The following is a 19,031-nucleotide window of genomic DNA, read 5'->3' on the forward strand; positions in this document are numbered from 1 at the left end:
CCACGATGAAATTTTTACACAATATGTTCGATCGTATGGAGCCATCTTTCACCAAAGGCGGCAAACACGAAAAGTACTACGCTATTTTTGAGATGTTTGATACGTTCTTACGTCAACCAAGCTCAACCACTTATGCATCATCGCATGTACGTGACGGGATTGACCTAAAGCGTATTATGATTACCGTATGGCTATGTACCTTCCCAGCGATGTTTTGGGGTATGTACAATATTGGTCATCAAGCACTAACCGCTATCGCTCAGCTTGGCTTGCAGCCTGAAGGCTGGCGTACTGTGATCACTAGCATGGCAGGCTATAACCCTGACAGTATCTGGGCAAGCTTCGTCTATGGTGCGATGCAGTTTTTGCCTATTTATATCGTGACGTTTGCGGTAGGTATTCTCTGTGAGATTATCTTTGCTGTCGTCCGTGGACACGAAGTTAACGAAGGTTTCTTTGTGACTTCAGTTCTATTTGCATTATGTCTACCACCTGATATTCCTTTATGGCAAGTTGCCCTAGGTATTATCTTTGGTGTAGTCGTCGCAAAAGAAGTGTTCGGTGGTACTGGTAAAAACTTCCTGAACCCTGCCCTATCAGGTCGTGCATTCCTATACTTTGCTTATCCAGCCTATATGTCTGGTGACTCAGTATGGACAGCAGTAGATGGTTTCTCAGGTGCAACCCCTCTTGGCCTTGCAGCCCTTGGTGTGGTTCCTCAGGACTTCGTCGACGTCTATGGTAATGCCATCACGTGGAGTGATGCATTCTTAGGTAATATGCAAGGTAGTATCGGTGAAGTATCGACGCTAGCTATCCTAATGGGTGCGGCAGTGTTGCTATGGACGCGTATTGCTTCTTGGCGCATTATGGCAGGTTGTGTGGTCGGTCTAATTGCTACGTCTCTTGTGTTCAACATGATTGGTTCTGAAGACAACATGATGATGAGCTTACCGTTCTACTGGCACTTAGTTATCGGTGGCTTTGCTTTCGGTGCTGTATTTATGGCAACCGATCCAGTATCAGCTGCGCATACAAACAAAGGCCGCTGGGCTTACGGTATCTTGATTGGTTTTATGACCGTATTGATTCGCGTCATTAACCCTGCTTTCCCAGAAGGCATCATGCTGGCCATTCTATTCGCCAACTTATTTGCTCCATTGTTTGATTACTTTGTGACTCAAGCAAATATCAAACGCCAAACCGCTCGGAGGGTTCGCTATGTCCAAGCCCAAAAGTAATAACGCGAAAACCATCAGTGTGGCTTTGACGCTATGCTTGGTGTGTTCAGTGTTGGTCTCAGCAGTGGCTGTTGGTCTAAAGCCTGCGCAAGTTGAAAATGCTCGTTTAGACCGCAACAAAAACATCTTAGTTGCGGCTGATATGTATGACGCTGAGTCTGATACAGCAGATGATGTCGCCGAACGTTTTAAAGATTTTGAAGTAAAAATCATTGATCTAAACGAAGGTACTTATCTCGATGACGATGCGCTAAAAACTGCTGGCATCCCTGATCGTAATGCTTATGACGCCAGTCAAGCGACAAAAAACCAAGCTCTAAGTGAAGACTTGGGTGACAACGATCCTGCTGGTATTGGTCGTAAGCCAAAATATGCCAAAGTCTATGTCAAAAATGATGACGCAGGTCAGCCAGAAACGGTTGTATTGCCAATTCAGGGCTACGGTCTATGGGGCACTATCTATGGTTTCTTAACGCTCGAAAGTGATATGAATACCATCAAAGGTATCAGTTTCTATGAGCATAAAGAAACCCCAGGTCTTGGCGCTCGTATCGAAGAGCCAGAATGGCGTGCAAAGTGGAGCGGTATCGAGTCTTATGACGAGAATGGTAACGTTGCCACTGGTGTCACCAAAGCTGGTAACCCAAAAGAGAACTGGGTTGATGGCATTAGCGGTGCAACATTGACTAGCCGCGGCGTTAGCAACATGATTCAGTTTTGGTTAGGCGAGCAAGGTTATAAGCCTTATCTAGATACGCTACGCGAAAAGAGCGGCCAAACGGTTGAAGGTGCAGACACGCAAGCAAATCAATCAAAGCCGGCAGCTCAACCTAAAACCGAATTGGCAGCCAAGCTACCAGTAGCAAACGGCAAGGAGGCATAACATGGCTGACACTAAAAGCATTTTAACCACGCCTATCTTTGATAATAACCCGATTGCCCTACAGATCCTTGGTATCTGTTCGGCATTGGCTGTCACCACCAGCATGGCTAACGCTATGGTCATGTGTGTGGCATTGACCTTGGTAACGGCATTTTCAAGCTTTTTTATCTCGATTATCCGTAAACAGATTCCATCAAGCATTCGTATCATCGTACAGATGACGATTATTGCTTCGTTGGTTATCTTGGTTGATCAGGTACTAAAAGCAGTGGCTTATGACGTCAGTAAAGGTTTGTCAGTTTTCGTTGGTCTAATTATCACAAACTGTATCGTTATGGGCCGTGCCGAAGCATTTGCTATGAGCAACCCACCAATCCCAAGCTTTTTAGATGGTATTGGTAACGGTCTTGGTTACTCAGCAGTATTACTATTCGTTGCAACTATCCGTGAGCTATTGGGTGCTGGTACTTGGTTCGGTATTACGATTCTACAACCAGTCACTGATGGCGGTTGGTACATACCAAACGGTCTATTACTGTTACCACCATCAGCGTTCTTTATCATTGGTTTGTTTATCGCTGTTGTCCGTATCTGGAAACCAGAACAAGTCGAAGAAGCTGAGTTTGTAATGAAGCCGCAGTCTAAAGGCATGGCACATGGAGGCGGTCACTAATGGGACATTATGTTAGTTTATTTATAACCTCAGTCTTTATTGAGAACATGGCGCTTGCCTACTTCTTAGGCATGTGTACTTTTTTGGCCGTATCCAAAAAAGTCTCTACAGCGATTGGTCTAGGTGTTGCGGTCGTTGTCGTAATGGCAATTACCGTTCCACTAAACAATTTACTATTCCAGTTCATCCTAAAAGATGGTGCGCTGGCATGGGCAGGTTTCCCTGATATCGACTTGAGCTTCTTAGGATTGCTAAGTTATATCGGTTTGATTGCAGCCACCGTACAGATCCTAGAGATGTTCTTGGACAAGTTTGTACCGAGTCTATATAACGCGCTTGGGGTATTCTTACCACTAATCACCGTAAACTGTGCCATCTTAGGTGGTGTACTGTTTATGGTTGAGCGTGACTATAACTTTGGTGAATCTGTTGTCTATGGTGTGGGTGCAGGCTTCGGTTGGGCACTTGCTATTACAGCATTGGCGGGTATCCGTGAAAAGCTAAAATACTCAGATATTCCAGCACCGCTGCGTGGTCTTGGTATTACTTTTATCACGGTTGGTCTTATGTCGCTCGGCTTTATGTCGTTCGGTGGTATGTCCATCTAAACCGCTAAGCTCAAAGCTTTCATTAGCTATTTGACTTATTTAATTCATTTATTCGGTAGAGGTTTGGGTACAGCATAGATTATGCCCCCTACCCCTACCCCATAGATTAAGGATACCTACCATGGATTACGCTACGGCGATTGGTGGCGTTGCTATGTTTACCTTGATCATCATGGGCCTTGTCGCTATTATTTTGGCGGCGCGCTCAAGACTGGTCAGTTCAGGCGATGTCACTATCCATATTAATGATAATCCCGATAATGATGTGGTGACACCAGCTGGCGGCAAACTACTACAAACGCTAGCGGGCGAAGGTATATTTTTATCTTCAGCTTGTGGTGGTGGTGGTACTTGTGCGCAGTGTCGTTGCCGCGTTATTGAAGGTGGTGGTTCTATTTTGCCCACCGAAGAAGGCTATTTTACTCAAGGTGAAATCCGCAATCACATGCGCTTGGCTTGTCAGGTAGCTGTTAAGCAAGACATGAAAATTGAGATTGACCCTGAGTTCTTTGATGTACAGAAATGGGAATGTGAAGTTATCTCTAACGATAACGTTGCCACTTTCATTAAAGAGCTGGTACTAAAAATTCCAGAAGGCGAAGAAGTAAACTTCCGCGCTGGTGGTTATGTACAGTTGGAAGCGCCACCGCATGAAGTGCATTACAAAGACTTTGTGGTTGATGAAGAGTATAGAGAAGATTGGGAAAAATTCGGTATTTTCAACTATGTCTCAAAAGTTGATGAGCCTGTCATCCGTGCTTACTCAATGGCCAACTATCCTGAAGAGAAAGGCCTCATCAAATTTAACATCCGTATCGCAAGTCCACCGCCACGTGGTCCTGACGGTATTCCACCAGGCAAAATGTCTTCATGGGTATTTAGCTTAGTACCTGGTGACAAAGTGACGGTTTCAGGTCCTTATGGTGAGTTCTTTGCCAAGAAGACCGAAGCTGAAATGATCTTTGTTGGTGGTGGTGCTGGTATGGCCCCAATGCGCTCGCATATCTTTGATCAGCTCAAACGCCTGAACACTGATCGTAAGATTAGCTTCTGGTATGGTGCTCGTTCTATTCGTGAGATGTTCTACGTTGAAGACTATGATCAGCTAGAAGAAGAATTCGATAACTTTGAGTGGCATGTTGCACTGTCTGACCCATTACCAGAAGATAACTGGGAAGGTCCAACAGGCTTTATCCATAACGTATTGCTCGAAAACTATCTGAAAGATCATCCAAACCCAGAAGACTGTGAATACTACATGTGTGGGCCACCGATGATGAACGCTGCCGTAATCGACATGCTACACAGCATGGGCGTGGAAGACGAAAATATCATGCTTGATGATTTCGGTGGTTAAGTTAGATAATTAACCTGACAGCAGAAATGTAAGAATAAAAAAAGGGTCTCAATTGAGGCTCTTTTTTTGTGCGATTTTTACACATAGTCGTGGCTTTGTAGGCTACAAATCTAGCTAGTAGAGTAGCCTTATTATCCTATATTATGAACTATCTAAACATTGAGAAAGGACTCTTATGAAAACGAAATACAAAGATTTGACCATTTGGATTACAGGTGCTTCTAGTGGTATTGGACAAGCATTAGCCGTTGCCTTCGCCAAACGCGGAGCTAGGATTATTCTAAGTGGACGTGACATCGATAAGTTAGAGGTGGTCAAAAACAGCTGCAAACGTGCTAACAAGCATATTGTTGTTCCCTTTGATATTAGCGATGCCAATCAAGCCAAAGAAGCTTATGCTACTGCTAAAGCTCAGGCGGGGAAAATCGACTGGCTCATCAATAACGCTGGTATCAGTCAGCGTTCGCTCATCATGGACACGGCTGAAGAAGTTGAACGCCAAATCATGGAAATAGATTACTTTGCTCAGACGCGTCTTACCAGACTTGCGTTGCCTGATATGATCGCACAAGGCGGCGGCAAAGTCGTGATGGTCTCGAGTGTGGCCGGCCTATTGGGTACACAATATCGAGGCGCTTATGGGGCAGCCAAAGCAGCGCTGCATATGTGGGCAAACAGCTTGCGTGCAGAGCTACATGACCAAGGGATCGAAGTAGCCACGATATTCCCCGGGTTTATTCAGACCAATATATCTATCAATGCGTTGACTGGCGATGGTAGCGCACAAGGTACGATGGATGAGGCAACCAATAATGGTCTAACTGCGACTGAGTTTGCCAAACAAGTCGTGAAGGCGCTCACCAAGGGAGAGGAATATATTATCGTCGCTGGTCGTAAAGAAAAACTGGCCACACGGGTCAACCGCGTCTCTCCGCCAAAACTCTATAAACTCATACGTGAGTCACAAGTGAAGTAAGCTACTCAACCGAACGAATTGTCGCTGAATGGTGCCTACATTAGTATTTTTGGGTTCAAGGGGTGTAAAATAAGCGTGGCTTGTTTTACACCCTACTCATTTCTACGCCATACCGAAAATATTATGAAAAACACTATATCCACTATATCCAGCTTATCTTCCAAGAAATCTCTGCACCTTACCTTAGTAGGCGTCGTCAGCCTTGCTAGTACTTTAGGACTCAGCGCTTGCCAACAAACCCCAGACTATAATTATCTGATCGGTGAGACGATGGGGACGAGCTATCATATTAGCTATCAGTTGCCTGATGATGCGGACGAAGCTGCCATACAAGCTGCGGTAGACGAGCGCCTAAAACAAATTAACGATAGCATGTCTACTTATCAAAACGACTCAACGATATCTACATTCAATCGTTTGGGCAAAGACAAACCTATCACTATCGATGCGGATTTTAGTCGTGTGCTCGATGTATCACAAATTGTCTATCAGCAATCAGGCGGTGCTTTTGACCCTACCGTTATGCCACTCGTAAACACGTGGGGCTTTGGGAGCACCATGACGGTCGAGCGCCTACAAAGTCCACCGACCGCCGTTGAGATTGCGCAAGCCAAAGCATTGGTCGATTTTGAGAGTATCATAAAGAAAGATGACACCATCTATAAGACCAAAGACGGCGTTGGTTTAGACTTCTCTGCCGTTGCCAAAGGTTATGGCGTCGATGTCATCGCTGATGTGCTGAGAGATGATTATCAAATTCGTAATTATATGGTTGAGATCGGTGGTGAAATTGCCACCTCTGGTGTGAATAACCAGCAGCAGCCATGGCAAATTGCGATTGATGCTCCTATCGAAGGCAGCACTGTCAGCGAACGTCAAACCATATCTGCTATTCGTCAACCGAAAAACACGGCTAGCCAAATGCATCTAGCGACCTCTGGTAACTATCGCAACTCTGTCATATTCGATGGCAAACGCTATAGCCATACTATCGATCCGACAACGGGCAACCCTATTGCAGGCGGTGCACCTTCAGTTACTGTCGCAGCTGATTCGGTTGCATTGGCGGATGCTTGGGCAACTGCCCTTACCGCGATGCCTTATCACAAGGCACTAGATGTCGCTAAAACACAAAATCTGGCGGCCATGTTCGTGGTACTAGCTGACGATGTAAAAGCAAAGAGTTCTGACGATATGTTCAACGAAGCTGCTGACGAAGCTACTGATGATAACATTGACGATTGGCAAGTGGTACAGACACCAGCGATGAAAGCATTACGTGCTGATAAAAAGCTCTAAACATACTTCAAACTCTAGATGGCACACTCTAAAGGCCACTGGTAAGTGATAGATGTGAAACAAGAGAATACGTTAACGCACAACGAGCCGCACTAAAATTTGTTATACTATTATACAGTTGTTATTAACGGTGCTTAGCTGTCATGAACTTAGACAACACTACTAATAACTACCCTATTTTTTAAAATGAGGTTTCCTCTATGCTTAGCCAACTGCTTCCTATGCTTGCCATTACTTTCACCGTATTTGTCCTATTCTTCATTTTTATGGGCGTCGGTTATATGGTCAAAAAAAAGCCGCTTAGAGGATCTTGTGGCGGTGTTGCTAAATTGATGGGCGACGAAAATTGCTCGTTTTGTGGTAATGATCCCAATAAGTGCGATTCACTAATCGCCGAACAACAAGAGAATGCATTAAGAGCTGCTCAATTGGGTAAATCGGTTTAATAGCCTATTGGTTACCATACGCTGGTAGTATTTACCTAACATATGTTCTTATAATAGCGTCAAGTCATTCAAAAGTGACTTGGCGCTATTTTTATTGTGCGATAAGACTGCTTATTTAAGATTCATTATTATCGCCATCTCTTATTATCACTGTTCTAAAGCCGTAACTCGAAGTAACCACACATACATTTCGACCAACCTGCCTGCCCATTTAGTAAAGTCAGTTCAGCGAATGTATGTCTTACGCGCTACATATATTTTTCAGTCTGATCTACGATATCGCTTACCGTCTAGGTACGTGTCTGGGTAAATGCTTTCTGGTGTTATTTTATAAGCGGCAATGTCTTGGCGCTGTTTAATAACGTGTTCTTTTTCGCTGTCATCGTTGTGCTGCTATGTCTACCTCGCCCAATCTATCTGCTTCATCTAGCCTGCCCTCTTCACGCTTTACCTTTTGGTTGGTTCTGTGTGCCATGATTCTGCTAGCCACCAATATGCGTGCGCCTATCGTCGCGCTAGGTTCTATCGCCCCAGTGGTAAAAGACGCGCTTGATATCTCTGAGTTTCAGATAGGCTGGCTAGGAGCAGTACCTATGCTGAGCTTTGCCGTTGGTGCGCTGATTTCCCCAACGATTGGCAAGCGATTCGGGCTAGAAAACACACTGATTGCCATGATTGGGCTGTTAACGGTAGGGATGATTATCCGTACTGCCATCCCGACATGGAGTGGGTTTTTAACTGGTACTTTATTGCTTACCCTTGCCATCGGCTTTGCTAATACTTTGGCAGCACCTGTTATTAAACAGCGTACCCCGCAACATATTCCGCTGATTACTGGTCTGTTTAGTCTGACGATGACCACAGCAGCAGGTATCGTCGCAGGCGTGGTGCTACCGTTATCGGAGCAAGTTGGTTGGCAGTGGGCATTAGGCGGTTGGACAATACTAGGTGTTTTTGCCTTTGTTATCTGGTTGTTCTTACGTGTACGGTTGGGTTCATCTAACCATCAAGCGATCATCCCTGCGGCGTTAGGTTCTTCTGATATCTCTATGTGGCGCACGACCTTTGCGTGGCAGATTGCTATTTTTATGGGATTACAGTCATTATTATTTTATACCGTTGCCAGTTTTTTACCGTCGATTTGGGTCAGTAAAGGGTTATCTGCCGTCAGTGCTGGACAAATGGGTTCTGTATTTCAGTTTATGGCACCGGTTTCTATCTTAAGCCTAACTTGGCTGGTCAATCGCGGCCGCCCTATTCAAGCGCTAGCAGTGTTCGCCGCTGTGCTAAATGTCATTGGTATATTGGGCGTCAGTTATTTATCGACTGACTTGGCATGGCTATGGTCAGGCATGATGGGCATGGGCTGTTCGGCAATTTTTACCTTGAGCATGATGCTGTTCTCTATGCGTACTTATACGACCAATCAGGCAAGTGAGCTGTCTGGTATGGCTCAAGCAGTTGGTTATGTCATTGCGTTTTTTGGACCATTGGGTACAGGTTGGTTGCATGAAATGACTGGTAGTTGGAGTATGCCACTTTTTATTATGCTGATACTGATGATTGTCAACGTCGTGATTGCTTGGCTTGTTAGTCGTCCAGTGATGGTCGATGGCAAATATATTTGATTGCTATCAGCTTTCATTTCTATCAGTTTTTGTGGTCTACAAGGCTATGATTGCTAACGCGCAATAAAGCAGCCTTAAATTAACCTTAGGGCAATATAGGTCACTGTCTTATTTTGCTATAGTCAATTCAATATAACTTAGATACTTAATATAAGCTGGATACTCAATGTAAGCTGGATAAAAAGACGGCGTGTGAAAGTACTACCAATAGTAGACTGAGCGCGCCTGACGATTTATCCGACTGATACTGTATCTGGTTTAGATAGGATTTGACTAGACCCTGGTTTGATTGCATATAGGACATAACACCCATGATGAAATTTCCCTCTCGTTTTGCTCAGCGCTTGCCTGCTATTGCCATGCTCGCAGCTGTAATGGCTATCAGTGGCTGTCAAAAAGATGCTGAAACGACATCTGCTACTGACACGCAGAGTACCAGTACCGAAGCGACTAACAGTCAAGCCAGCACTGCTCCAGTAGCCACTGAAACCGCAGCCTCAACTGATCAACAGGTCAAATCCTCATCACTTACTATTCTAGCGCTTGGTGACTCACTGACAGAAGGTCTGGGAGTGGACAAAGACGACAACTATCCTGCTCAGTTAGAAGATCGTCTGCAAGAGATGGGCTATGCTAACGCCAAAGTTATCAACTCAGGTCTAAGCGGTGAAACCAGTACGGGGTTGGTCAATCGATTGGACTGGGTGTCACAAACCAAACCCGACATCACCATATTGACTATTGGTGCTAACGATGCCATACGTGGTATCGATGTGGCAACCATTGAAGCCAATATTCGTACTGCGGTTAAGCACCTGCAAGACAATGGTAGTGTCGTCATCTTGGGCGGTATGTCGATCTATGACAATCTAGGAAGTGAATACGTTGCGGCATTCTCAGACATTTATCCTCGTGTTGCGAAAGACATGAATCTGACGCTTATTCCGTTTTTCTTAGAGGGTGTCGGCGGTGACCGAGAGCTTAACCAAGCAGATGCGATTCATCCGACTAAAGAAGGCTACGAGATTATCGTTAACAACAATATCTTGCCTATTCTAGAGCCAAAATTAAATGAACTAGAAGAGCTAAAAACAACCGGTACAGATAAAACAGCTGCAACTGCTCAAGACAATACGACAAAAAATAAGACAAACGAGACTACTTAAAGAGATACTGTAATGACATCATCATCTTCGACTGCCACAGTAACGCTACCCGCAGACGCTAAGACACAAGCTCTACTGACCGCTTCAAAATTAAATAAAACCGTGCAAGTCGGTGAGCAAAAGCTGTCCATCATCAAAGATGTGGATATTTATGTCAACGCTGGCGAGTTTGTAGTCATCATGGGTAAATCAGGATCGGGTAAATCTACTTTGTTAGGGTTACTCGCAGCATTAGACTATCCCGATAGTGGTACGGTATCGCTAGCAGGTCAGATGCTCAGTAGTCTTGATGAAGATGCGCTAGCCGTCATTCGTCAGCAGGATATGGGCTTTGTTTTTCAGTCGTTTCATCTACTGCCCACACTGACCGTCGCTGAAAATATTGCTTTTCCACTTGATATTGCCAGACGTTCAAACCCAGCACGCGTAGACGAGTTGATAGATGCGGTGGACTTAGATCATAGACGTAACAGCTTACCCAATCAGTTGTCAGGTGGTGAGCAGCAGCGTACAGCAGTAGCACGAGCACTGGTATCGCACCCAAAGATTGTGTTTGCGGATGAGCCAACGGGCAACTTAGATGAGCAAAACGCCGATCAAGTCATGCAGCTGCTATTGGACTTACGCCAACAGGTTGGCTCGGCACTGGTGGTCGTGACTCATGACCCTGCGCTTGCCGAGATGGCAGATCGCGTCATCACCATGCATGACGGCCGTATTGTACCTACATGAATAACTGGATTGTATCTTAATGAATAGTAAGCCCACAGACAATAAATCGACTGATACAAAAAATACTGATACCAGTATGCATCAAGAGTCCAGTTATCCTAGCGGCATCCTTAGTCAACTATTTACCCGTACCCTAGGTTTTCAAACTCTAGGCTCACAAGCACTCAGCCGTAGCTGGTGGCAGCGTTGGGTATATCCCGTGTTGTTCCTACTGACGTTGACCTTGTCGCTTGCAACCTATCTGACCCTCGACTCTGTGCAGCAGTCTGTCGATAGCTACATCAATGACAATCAGCGCGCGCTCGTTGGTGGGGATCTAATCCTAAACAGTAAGCAAGACTGGCCAAGCGAAGTATTGTCACAGGTAGAAACTATCCCTAATACACAGACGGTATATGACTATCAGTTTAGCGCCATGCTGGTCAATGATGAGCAAACCTTGCTTGCCAGCGTCAAAGCCGTCTCGCCGTCGTATCCCTTATACGGCACAGCGGAGCTTGCCTCGGGGCAGCCGCTGTGGGATCAGCTAACATCTGACAGTGTGATCGTCGCACCAGAAGTTCTCAGTAGTCTACAGGCCGATGTCGGCGACCGTATTACCATTGGCGATGCGCAGTTCACGATCAGTGATGTACTGACTAAAGAGCCTGACCGTCCGCTGACCACCTTTGGTTTCGGTGGGCGTGTGTTGATGAAACAAGATGCACTTCCGTCAACCAACCTATTGGGTCAACGTAGCCGCATAAACTATCGTATCGAGATGGCAGGCGATCCAGAGCTGATAACCACGCAGCGTGAGCAGCTTACAGATATCCTGACCAATTATCCTGATATCGAGCTCTCTGACGCAGAGTCCGCAGATACTTCGGTCTCGCGTATCTCTGACAATGTGCTGATGTTCTTAAAACTGTTGGTCATCGCGGTGTTGCTACTATCTGCGGTTGCTATGTACGGCGTCATTAGTGCGTTTGTCAGTAAGCAGCAGTCCAATAATGCCATTCGATTGGCGCTCGGCGAGCCACTTAGCTCACTCAAATGTAGCTACTATCAGCTGCTTATCATCACGACTGCCATTGCTTGTATCGCAGCGGTTGCCCTTAGTCTGGGCTTACTCAAAATCGGTCAGCCGTATCTGGTGGCTATCTTGCCCGCCGACGTTGGTCTAGCCATCAATCCAATCAGTGCGTTCAAAACCATTGTGATTGCCTTAGCCCTGACGCTACTGATTGCGCAGCGTGGTCTAAGCGCACTTAACACGACTAAACCCGCTACCCTACTCAATCAAGGAGCAAGCACGCAGTCGCAAAACCTGCCGTGGTATCGACGCACGCCATTACTGTGGTATGGCATCGTGCTGGCAGGGTTGTATGCTTTCTTTGCTTATGAAGTTGGCTCACTGTCATTAGGGGCGCAGTTATTGGGCGGCTTGATTGGCTTTGTGGCGATATTTTGGTTATTGGCACGTGGATGGTTGTGGCTGCTTAATAAGTTAGCGAGCAATGCCAAGGTCAGTTGGATGCAGCGTATCGCCATCCATAACCTTGCACGTAAAGGCAACCAATCAGCGTTGTTCTTTGTCACCTTATCGCTATCGGTGGCGGTGCTAACACTCATTACTACCCTCAATCACAGTATCAATGCGCAGTTTATCAATGCCTATCCTGAAGACGCGCCTAACTTATTCTTGCTTGATGTGCAGAGCGATCAACATGACGATATTGATACCATCATTGAGGCGCCCGTCACTTATTATCCCGTCATTCGTGCGCGTGTAGAGACGGCTAATGATGTGGCGGCAAAAGATATCGAGCCTGCTGATGGGTTTGATGATCCCACGCGTGTCTTTAATTTGAGCTACGCAGATACGGTCATGGATACTGAATACATCGTTGACTCACTCACGGATGATGCGCTGTATACGCCTATCGATGCGACAAATGAGCAAATCAAACCCTTGTCTATCTTAGACACTGCCGCAGGTATGCTCAATGTCGGTATGGGCGATCAGGTACGCTTTAACATTCAAGGGATTGAAATCATCGGGCAAATTACCAGTATTCGCACGCGCTATGAACGTGGCCCAAGCCCGTATTTCTACTTCTTGTTTGAGCCGTCCGTGCTGTCCGCTGCCCCGCAGATTCAGTTTGCTACTGCCCACGTATCAGAAGATGCCATTCCAGAACTACAAGGCAAACTGGTACGCGAGTTCCCTGCTGTCACTACGATCGATGGCACTGCCATTGCGAAGCAAATTCAAGAGCTAGTGGTACAAATGAGCCGCTTGGTCTATGTGTTCACCTTGCTTGCTCTACTCACTGGGGTCATGGTGCTGATCAGCTCGCTACTGTCTACTTCGCAAGATCGTATGAAGGATAGTGCGTCATTTAGACTGCTCGGTATGCAAAAGCGTGACCTGTATATGCTCAATATATTAGAGTTGGGTGTGCTCGGTATTAGCGCGGCGACCTTTGCCGTTGTCATCGCCAGCGTTGGCGCATGGGCTGCCATCACTCAGTGGTTTAATCTACAGTTTAGTGTGCCGTGGACGAGCTTGGCGATTGGCGGTGCGGCGTTAGTCGTGTTGCTGTTTGCTATTGCTATTATTTATGTGAGGTTGGTGATTGGGCGCGGGATTATGGCACGGGTCAGGGCGATGATTTAGGGGTATTCAATTTTAGTTTTCCATAGAAAAACCCCTTAATAGGGGTTTTTTGATCGCTATTTTCTTTCAGTTTGAATGCATTGGTAGCTAGGTCATTGAGAAGACATTTCCTATTGAAGCTAAACCTCGTCTCTATTGATTTTTGGCTCAAGTTGTATGATTGTCACTTTTATAAACTTTATTTTTTATCGAACAGCCCCTTTACTTTTCAACTTCTGTAAGATATATTCTTTCTAAGCGCTAAAGCTGAGGTTGATTTCTAATCCTGTGGCCAAGTATTCATACTGTACTTAGACAAAAAGATATCAAGTATAAACTTCTTTATATACTGTTCCAAAAAAATTAATCTTTTATTTATCCATAGTATGCCTTGTCTAACAAGTGGGGTACTCATACTCATAAGAGTATGTAATAAATAAATAGGATTAATTTATGAAACAGCCTACGTCTTACCTCCCGTTAAAAAAATTCCATATTATTCCCATTAATGACTTATCTCCAGAGTCTATCAAGTCGTCTGTAAAAAATGCTTCTCGTGATAGAGAAAAGGTCAGTTATAACACTTTACTCAACGCATGCGCTAATGCCTTAGGTATCAAAGGTGGTATTGCAGGCTACAAGACTGAGTATGAGACAAAGCTCAAACCTTTTATGCGAGAACATCACCTCACCACCCTTACTGACTTAGTTTCGCCTAGGTTTTCAGGTTACGATAGTCCTCGCTTACGCTTAACCTATCAAGATATTTCTGAACGCTTTTTCTATAGCGGTAAACCTATCCCTAAGGCAATATTTACAGGTTATGACTTTCATCATGATAGACATTTTGATGATGGTAACTATATTGCTCATGTAGATTTAGGAATTACACAAGACATTTCTAAGAAAATTCAGGGGGCTAACGATAATCCAGACAAAGAGATATCAGTTCGAGGAAACAAGTACTGCAATATGCGCAGTCTTCTTGATATCATCATAGGTTCTGAGATGTTATTTATCATTCAGCCTGGCTTTAATATTATTGGTGATCAACTTACTATCCCGAAGGGTACAAACATTCCTGAACTGTGTCTTTATCAACGTTCACCTGAAAATATCGACGCAGAAAATGAGTTATTCAATATGTTTGTCAAAAGAGTGGAGAGTCTTGAAGGTGGTTGGGTTGACGTCATTCCTTACAACGACAATCTTATTTTTCTCAAAGGCAAAAATGGAGAGTATAGTTTTGTTTTTCGTAATCAGCGCGATAAATTATTTCAACACGACTCACAATTTAAACCTTATTTGAGACTTTCCGAAATTCCTTGTTTTGTCGATGACTACCATTTCAAGCGCTGGTATTATTTTGAATATGAGGGTTTCAGAGCTGAAGATTTACATAAAGCAGAAGATAGTTTTTATGAGAGCGGAGGGAATATTGGTAACTATCCAGGTATTTTAGAGCTATTAAAATCTTACCACCATACTGACTATTCAAAAACTTTAAAGTCTTTAAACTCGAATAAGAAACTATCAAATTTTCAAAGAGTTGAGATTCCTGACCAAAGCACTCTAATGGTTTCTGATTTAATTTCTATTGAAGATTTTGAGAAATTCAAACGCGAGAATACTGAATATTTTACAAGGCGTTCCAATCCAAATTTGAGTAAAACAAATCTTGATACACTAGAAACAGCTAATGATGAGGTAGATAAAACGCTTCCTGTTGCACTAACTGGCTATGATGTTCTTAAGTATATTGACTGGTTTAATTCTGAAAATGACGTGGAAGTACGTTTGTTGAGTTTAGATGAATACCGAGCAATTACGCCATATTCTACTTTAACGATAGATAGTGGGAATTGTGGTTCCGTATACTCTTCTGAAAAATGTTGCATTTTTATTGATGCTGATGGCAAGAAGACAAATAAGCCACCATATATGGATGAAAAAGATTTTCAATCATTAAATATGTATTTTAGCAGTCCAGAATTCGTAGTTAAAAACAACCTAAGGTTTATGGACTCTCACTTTTTCGCAGAATGGTTACAGGATTTTAGCTGTATACGTTCAAACTCCTTAACATCATTCAGTGGTGATCAATATTTTAGAGACAAACCTCCTTTTGCAAGTACGGGTAGGTATAAGTATATAAAAATTGGCTTTCGCCTATGTTATGAATTTGAAGCATAGGAGATAGCTATGAAATTTAGTAATAACTCTAAAATCGACAAGCTTGTTAATGGTAAACTTAAATTAGGTTGGTGCTATCGCAAGGGCAAAAAACATCATATCCTCATAGCTCCTAATAATCGTAGAGTTGCTATCCCCTCTTCACCGAGTTGTCGATGTGCATTCCAGAATTTTGTACATAACTTACGAAGAATAGAGAGCGTTTAATATCTTTTAATAAATAAAAAACACCTTCATTTACTGAAGGTGTTTTTTTGAGCATTACCAATGTTAAATTAGCTTGTAGCTATTTCCTATGGTAAACAACTTCTTCTTTATGTTTATACAGACATATAAACCAATATCAGCCATGCAGTTTGCTTATTTATTGGGGGGATTACCCAGCCCTCATTTGCTATACTAGCCCAACTTTATCGGTTAAATACCCACTTATAACACCCTCCCAAACAGCATGGTAGCCTTATGAAATTCTCAAAGTTCGGTCAAAAATTTACCCAGCCCACTGGCATCTCACAATTGATGGATGATCTGGGCGATGCGCTAAAAAGCGATCAGCCAGTCAACATGCTGGGCGGTGGTAACCCTGCCAAAATTGATGCCGTTAATGAGTTATTTTTGGAGACATATAAGGCACTAGGTGTTGATAACGATGCAGGCGTACCCAATAGTAGCGCGATTATCAGCATGGCGAACTACTCTAATCCGCAAGGGGATGCAGGCTTTATCGACGCCTTGGTTGGTTTCTTTAACCGTCATTATGATTGGAACCTCACTTCAGAAAATATCGCCCTGACCAATGGCTCACAGAATGCATTTTTCTATCTATTTAACTTATTTGGCGGTGCGTTCGCTGATGAAAAGAACCAATCTATCGACAAGTCCATTCTACTACCATTGACCCCTGAATATATTGGCTATAGCGATGTGCATGTCGAAGGTCAGCATTTCACAGCGGTATTGCCACATATCGATGAAGTGACGCATGATGGTGAGGAAGGCTTCTTTAAATATCGTGTGGATTTTGACGCGTTAGAGAACTTGCCAGCATTAAGGGAAGGTCGTATCGGCGCGATTTGCTGCTCACGTCCGACCAATCCAACTGGTAACGTGCTAACTGATGACGAAATGGCGCATTTGGCCGAGATTGCCAAACGCTATGACATACCGCTGATTATCGATAACGCCTACGGTATGCCTTTCCCCAATATCATCTACTCTGACGCGCATCTGAATTGGGATAACAATACGATCCTGTGCTTTAGTCTATCGAAGATTGGTTTGCCTGGTATGCGTACAGGCATTATCGTGGCCGACGCCAAAGTAATCGAAGCGGTCAGCGCGATGAATGCCGTGGTCAATCTAGCGCCGACACGCTTTGGTGCAGCGATTGCCACGCCACTGGTAGAGAACGATCGTATCAAGCAATTATCTGATAACGATATCAAGCCGTTTTATCAAAAGCAGGCGACACTCGCGGTGAAGCTGTTGAAAGAAGCATTGGGCGATTATCCTTTGGTCATTCATAAGCCTGAGGGTGCGATATTCTTATGGTTATGGTTTAAAGACTTGCCGATTAGCACGCTGGATCTATACGAGCGCCTAAAAGAAAAAGGCACGCTTATTGTACCAAGCGAGTACTTCTTCCCTGGTGTCGATGTTAGCGATTATCAGCATGCGCACGAGTGTATCCGCATGAGTATCGCCGCGGATGAGCAGACACTGACTGATGGTATCAAAGCGATTGGTGAAGTGGTGCGTGAGCTGTATGATGAAGCCAAAAAATAAATGAGCTACTAAAACTATAAATTTAAATAGCAAAACGAAAAAACGGACTAACTAATAGTCCGTTTTTTTATGGCGCTTGGTCAATGAAGTCGATTTATTGGTTGGTCGAAATATGGTCGTCCACTTATTCAGCGCAAAGAGCACATACGGCAGCATACAGGTATTAATCAAATCACGAATACTTGCGAGTATTTGATCACGGCTCAAGCCTGCCAAGCCAAGCGATTCAATCGTATCTCGATTGTCCAGATACTCACCCAACAGCGCAATGCAAGTCACGACGATCAAAGCGAGAAATGATCGAATACCTTGGCTTTTGATAATAGGACGCAGCGCAACCAGACACAGCAGATAAACACCGACACCGACATAGATATGTAAGGCATCTTTGGCAAGGCCAGTTGTTTCCACAACATTCATTTTAAAGGCAGTAAAATCCACTGAAATATTCCAAATATAAGCGAGTAGAAAATAACTGAGCGTATCACTAAACCATAATGGCTAAACTACAATAGCTACAGAACAGCAGCTACAAAGTGATGGCTGAGCATAAAAAAGGCAGATTATACAATTGATAATCTACCTTCTACTAAATTAAATATTCACTTCACGTTTATCACCAGTTTACACATTCCACTCTACAAAGTTCTTGAGCAGTTGCAAGCCAGCAGTATGGCTCTTTTCTGGATGGAACTGGGTGGCAAATAGATTGTCTTGGATCACACTGGCGCAGAACGGTTGACCATAGTCACATACCGCCGCCACTTGTGAGCTATCGGCAGGTTCACAGTAGTAACTATGCACAAAGTAAAAATGCGCGTTGTCTTCGATACCGTGCCAAAGCGGATGGTCAAAATCCATACCGCTGATGGTATTCCAGCCCATATGCGGTACTTTTATTGTTGCGCCCTGCTTGTCTTTCCACGTAGGGTCAAATGCTTCTACAGTGCCGTTTAAGATACCTAGGCAGTCCGTGCCACCATTTTCAGCTGACTGCTCAAACAACGCCTGCATGCCCACACAGATGGCCATAACGGGCTTGTTAAACACTGCATGGCGTATGACCTCATCAATGCCTGCTTCATGCATGCCAGCGATACAATCACGCATCGCACCCACACCAGGGAAAACGATTTTATCAGCCGCCGCAACGACTTTTGGATCATTGGTGATAGAGACTTCTGCCCCGACTACCGATAAGGCCTTGCTAGCAGAGTGCAGGTTGCCCATACCATAATCTAATAGTGCTACTTTAGTCATCGATTGGTTCTCATTTTTAAATATTTTGACTACTGTACTATTTATATTATTGACCATTTATATTGTTGGCTATTACTAAGGTGTAGATAAGGTTTTGCTACAAGGAAGTCAAGCGCAGGCTGTACAACTAGTACGCCAAGCTT

General features: G+C 44.2%; 16 protein-coding genes. 14 read left to right on the forward strand and 2 right to left on the reverse strand.

The window, feature by feature from the left end:
- Positions 1 to 5: 5 nt before the first annotated feature.
- From QL886_RS07005 to QL886_RS07070, 14 genes are all read left to right on the forward strand, one after another.
- Positions 6 to 1,241, forward strand: coding sequence for an NADH:ubiquinone reductase (Na(+)-transporting) subunit B (locus tag QL886_RS07005; RefSeq protein ID WP_057762164.1), 1,236 nt, complete (start codon positions 6 to 8; stop codon positions 1,239 to 1,241).
- Positions 1,222 to 2,124 (forward strand): Na(+)-translocating NADH-quinone reductase subunit C, encoded by a 903-nt coding sequence (locus QL886_RS07010; RefSeq protein WP_057762167.1) that lies wholly within the window; start codon positions 1,222 to 1,224, stop codon positions 2,122 to 2,124. Before QL886_RS07005 ends, QL886_RS07010 begins: the two co-directional genes overlap by 20 nt.
- Position 2,125: 1 nt before the next feature.
- Positions 2,126 to 2,797 (forward strand): NADH:ubiquinone reductase (Na(+)-transporting) subunit D, encoded by a 672-nt coding sequence (locus tag QL886_RS07015; protein WP_057762168.1) that lies wholly within the window; start codon positions 2,126 to 2,128, stop codon positions 2,795 to 2,797.
- Positions 2,797 to 3,405: an NADH:ubiquinone reductase (Na(+)-transporting) subunit E gene (nqrE, locus tag QL886_RS07020; RefSeq protein WP_011281361.1), complete on the forward strand. Its 609-nt coding sequence runs from the start codon at positions 2,797 to 2,799 to the stop codon at positions 3,403 to 3,405. The genes QL886_RS07015 and nqrE overlap by 1 nt, the downstream gene beginning before the upstream one ends.
- Before the next feature lie 121 nt (positions 3,406 to 3,526).
- The gene (nqrF, locus tag QL886_RS07025; RefSeq protein ID WP_102078341.1) at positions 3,527 to 4,762 is read left to right on the forward strand and encodes an NADH:ubiquinone reductase (Na(+)-transporting) subunit F; all 1,236 of its coding nucleotides are present in this window, start codon (positions 3,527 to 3,529) and stop codon (positions 4,760 to 4,762) included.
- A 175-nt stretch (positions 4,763 to 4,937) separates the two neighbouring features.
- Entirely contained in the window at positions 4,938 to 5,738 is an 801-nt protein-coding gene (locus QL886_RS07030) for an SDR family NAD(P)-dependent oxidoreductase (protein ID WP_290178141.1), read from the forward strand.
- Between the two features lie 123 nt (positions 5,739 to 5,861).
- Positions 5,862 to 7,037, forward strand: a complete 1,176-nt coding sequence (locus QL886_RS07035; RefSeq protein WP_290178142.1) for an FAD:protein FMN transferase — start codon at positions 5,862 to 5,864, stop codon at positions 7,035 to 7,037.
- A 200-nt stretch (positions 7,038 to 7,237) separates the two neighbouring features.
- Complete coding sequence (gene nqrM, locus QL886_RS07040) at positions 7,238 to 7,483, forward strand: (Na+)-NQR maturation NqrM (protein WP_057762175.1); 246 nt, start codon at positions 7,238 to 7,240, stop codon at positions 7,481 to 7,483.
- A gap of 395 nt (positions 7,484 to 7,878) precedes the next feature.
- Entirely contained in the window at positions 7,879 to 9,111 is a 1,233-nt protein-coding gene (locus QL886_RS07045) for an MFS transporter (RefSeq protein ID WP_290178143.1), read from the forward strand.
- Between the two features lie 311 nt (positions 9,112 to 9,422).
- On the forward strand, positions 9,423 to 10,277 hold the full coding sequence (locus tag QL886_RS07050; RefSeq protein WP_290178144.1) for an arylesterase: 855 nt from the start codon (positions 9,423 to 9,425) through the stop codon (positions 10,275 to 10,277).
- Between the two features lie 12 nt (positions 10,278 to 10,289).
- A complete protein-coding gene (locus tag QL886_RS07055) occupies positions 10,290 to 11,009 on the forward strand; it encodes an ABC transporter ATP-binding protein (RefSeq protein ID WP_290178145.1) in 720 nt (239 codons plus the stop codon).
- 19 nt (positions 11,010 to 11,028) lie between these two features.
- Positions 11,029 to 13,671 carry an FtsX-like permease family protein gene (locus QL886_RS07060; RefSeq protein WP_290178146.1) on the forward strand — a complete coding sequence of 881 codons (2,643 nt, stop codon included), beginning with the start codon at positions 11,029 to 11,031 and terminating at the stop codon, positions 13,669 to 13,671.
- Between the two features lie 432 nt (positions 13,672 to 14,103).
- A complete protein-coding gene (locus tag QL886_RS07065) occupies positions 14,104 to 15,843 on the forward strand; it encodes a hypothetical protein (protein ID WP_290178147.1) in 1,740 nt (579 codons plus the stop codon).
- Between the two features lie 462 nt (positions 15,844 to 16,305).
- Positions 16,306 to 17,628 (forward strand): valine--pyruvate transaminase, encoded by a 1,323-nt coding sequence (locus QL886_RS07070; RefSeq protein ID WP_290178148.1) that lies wholly within the window; start codon positions 16,306 to 16,308, stop codon positions 17,626 to 17,628.
- A 51-nt stretch (positions 17,629 to 17,679) separates the two neighbouring features.
- Here QL886_RS07070 and QL886_RS07075 read toward each other — a convergent pair whose 3' ends face one another.
- On the reverse strand, positions 17,680 to 18,048 hold the full coding sequence (locus QL886_RS07075) for a hypothetical protein (RefSeq protein ID WP_290178149.1): 369 nt from the start codon (positions 18,046 to 18,048) through the stop codon (positions 17,680 to 17,682).
- 204 nt (positions 18,049 to 18,252) lie between these two features.
- Positions 18,253 to 18,888, reverse strand: a complete 636-nt coding sequence (gene hisH, locus QL886_RS07080; protein ID WP_057762687.1) for an imidazole glycerol phosphate synthase subunit HisH — start codon at positions 18,886 to 18,888, stop codon at positions 18,253 to 18,255.
- Positions 18,889 to 19,031 lie beyond the last annotated feature (143 nt).

This window comes from Psychrobacter sp. APC 3281, from assembly GCF_030407815.1.
Classification (GTDB): domain Bacteria; phylum Pseudomonadota; class Gammaproteobacteria; order Pseudomonadales; family Moraxellaceae; genus Psychrobacter.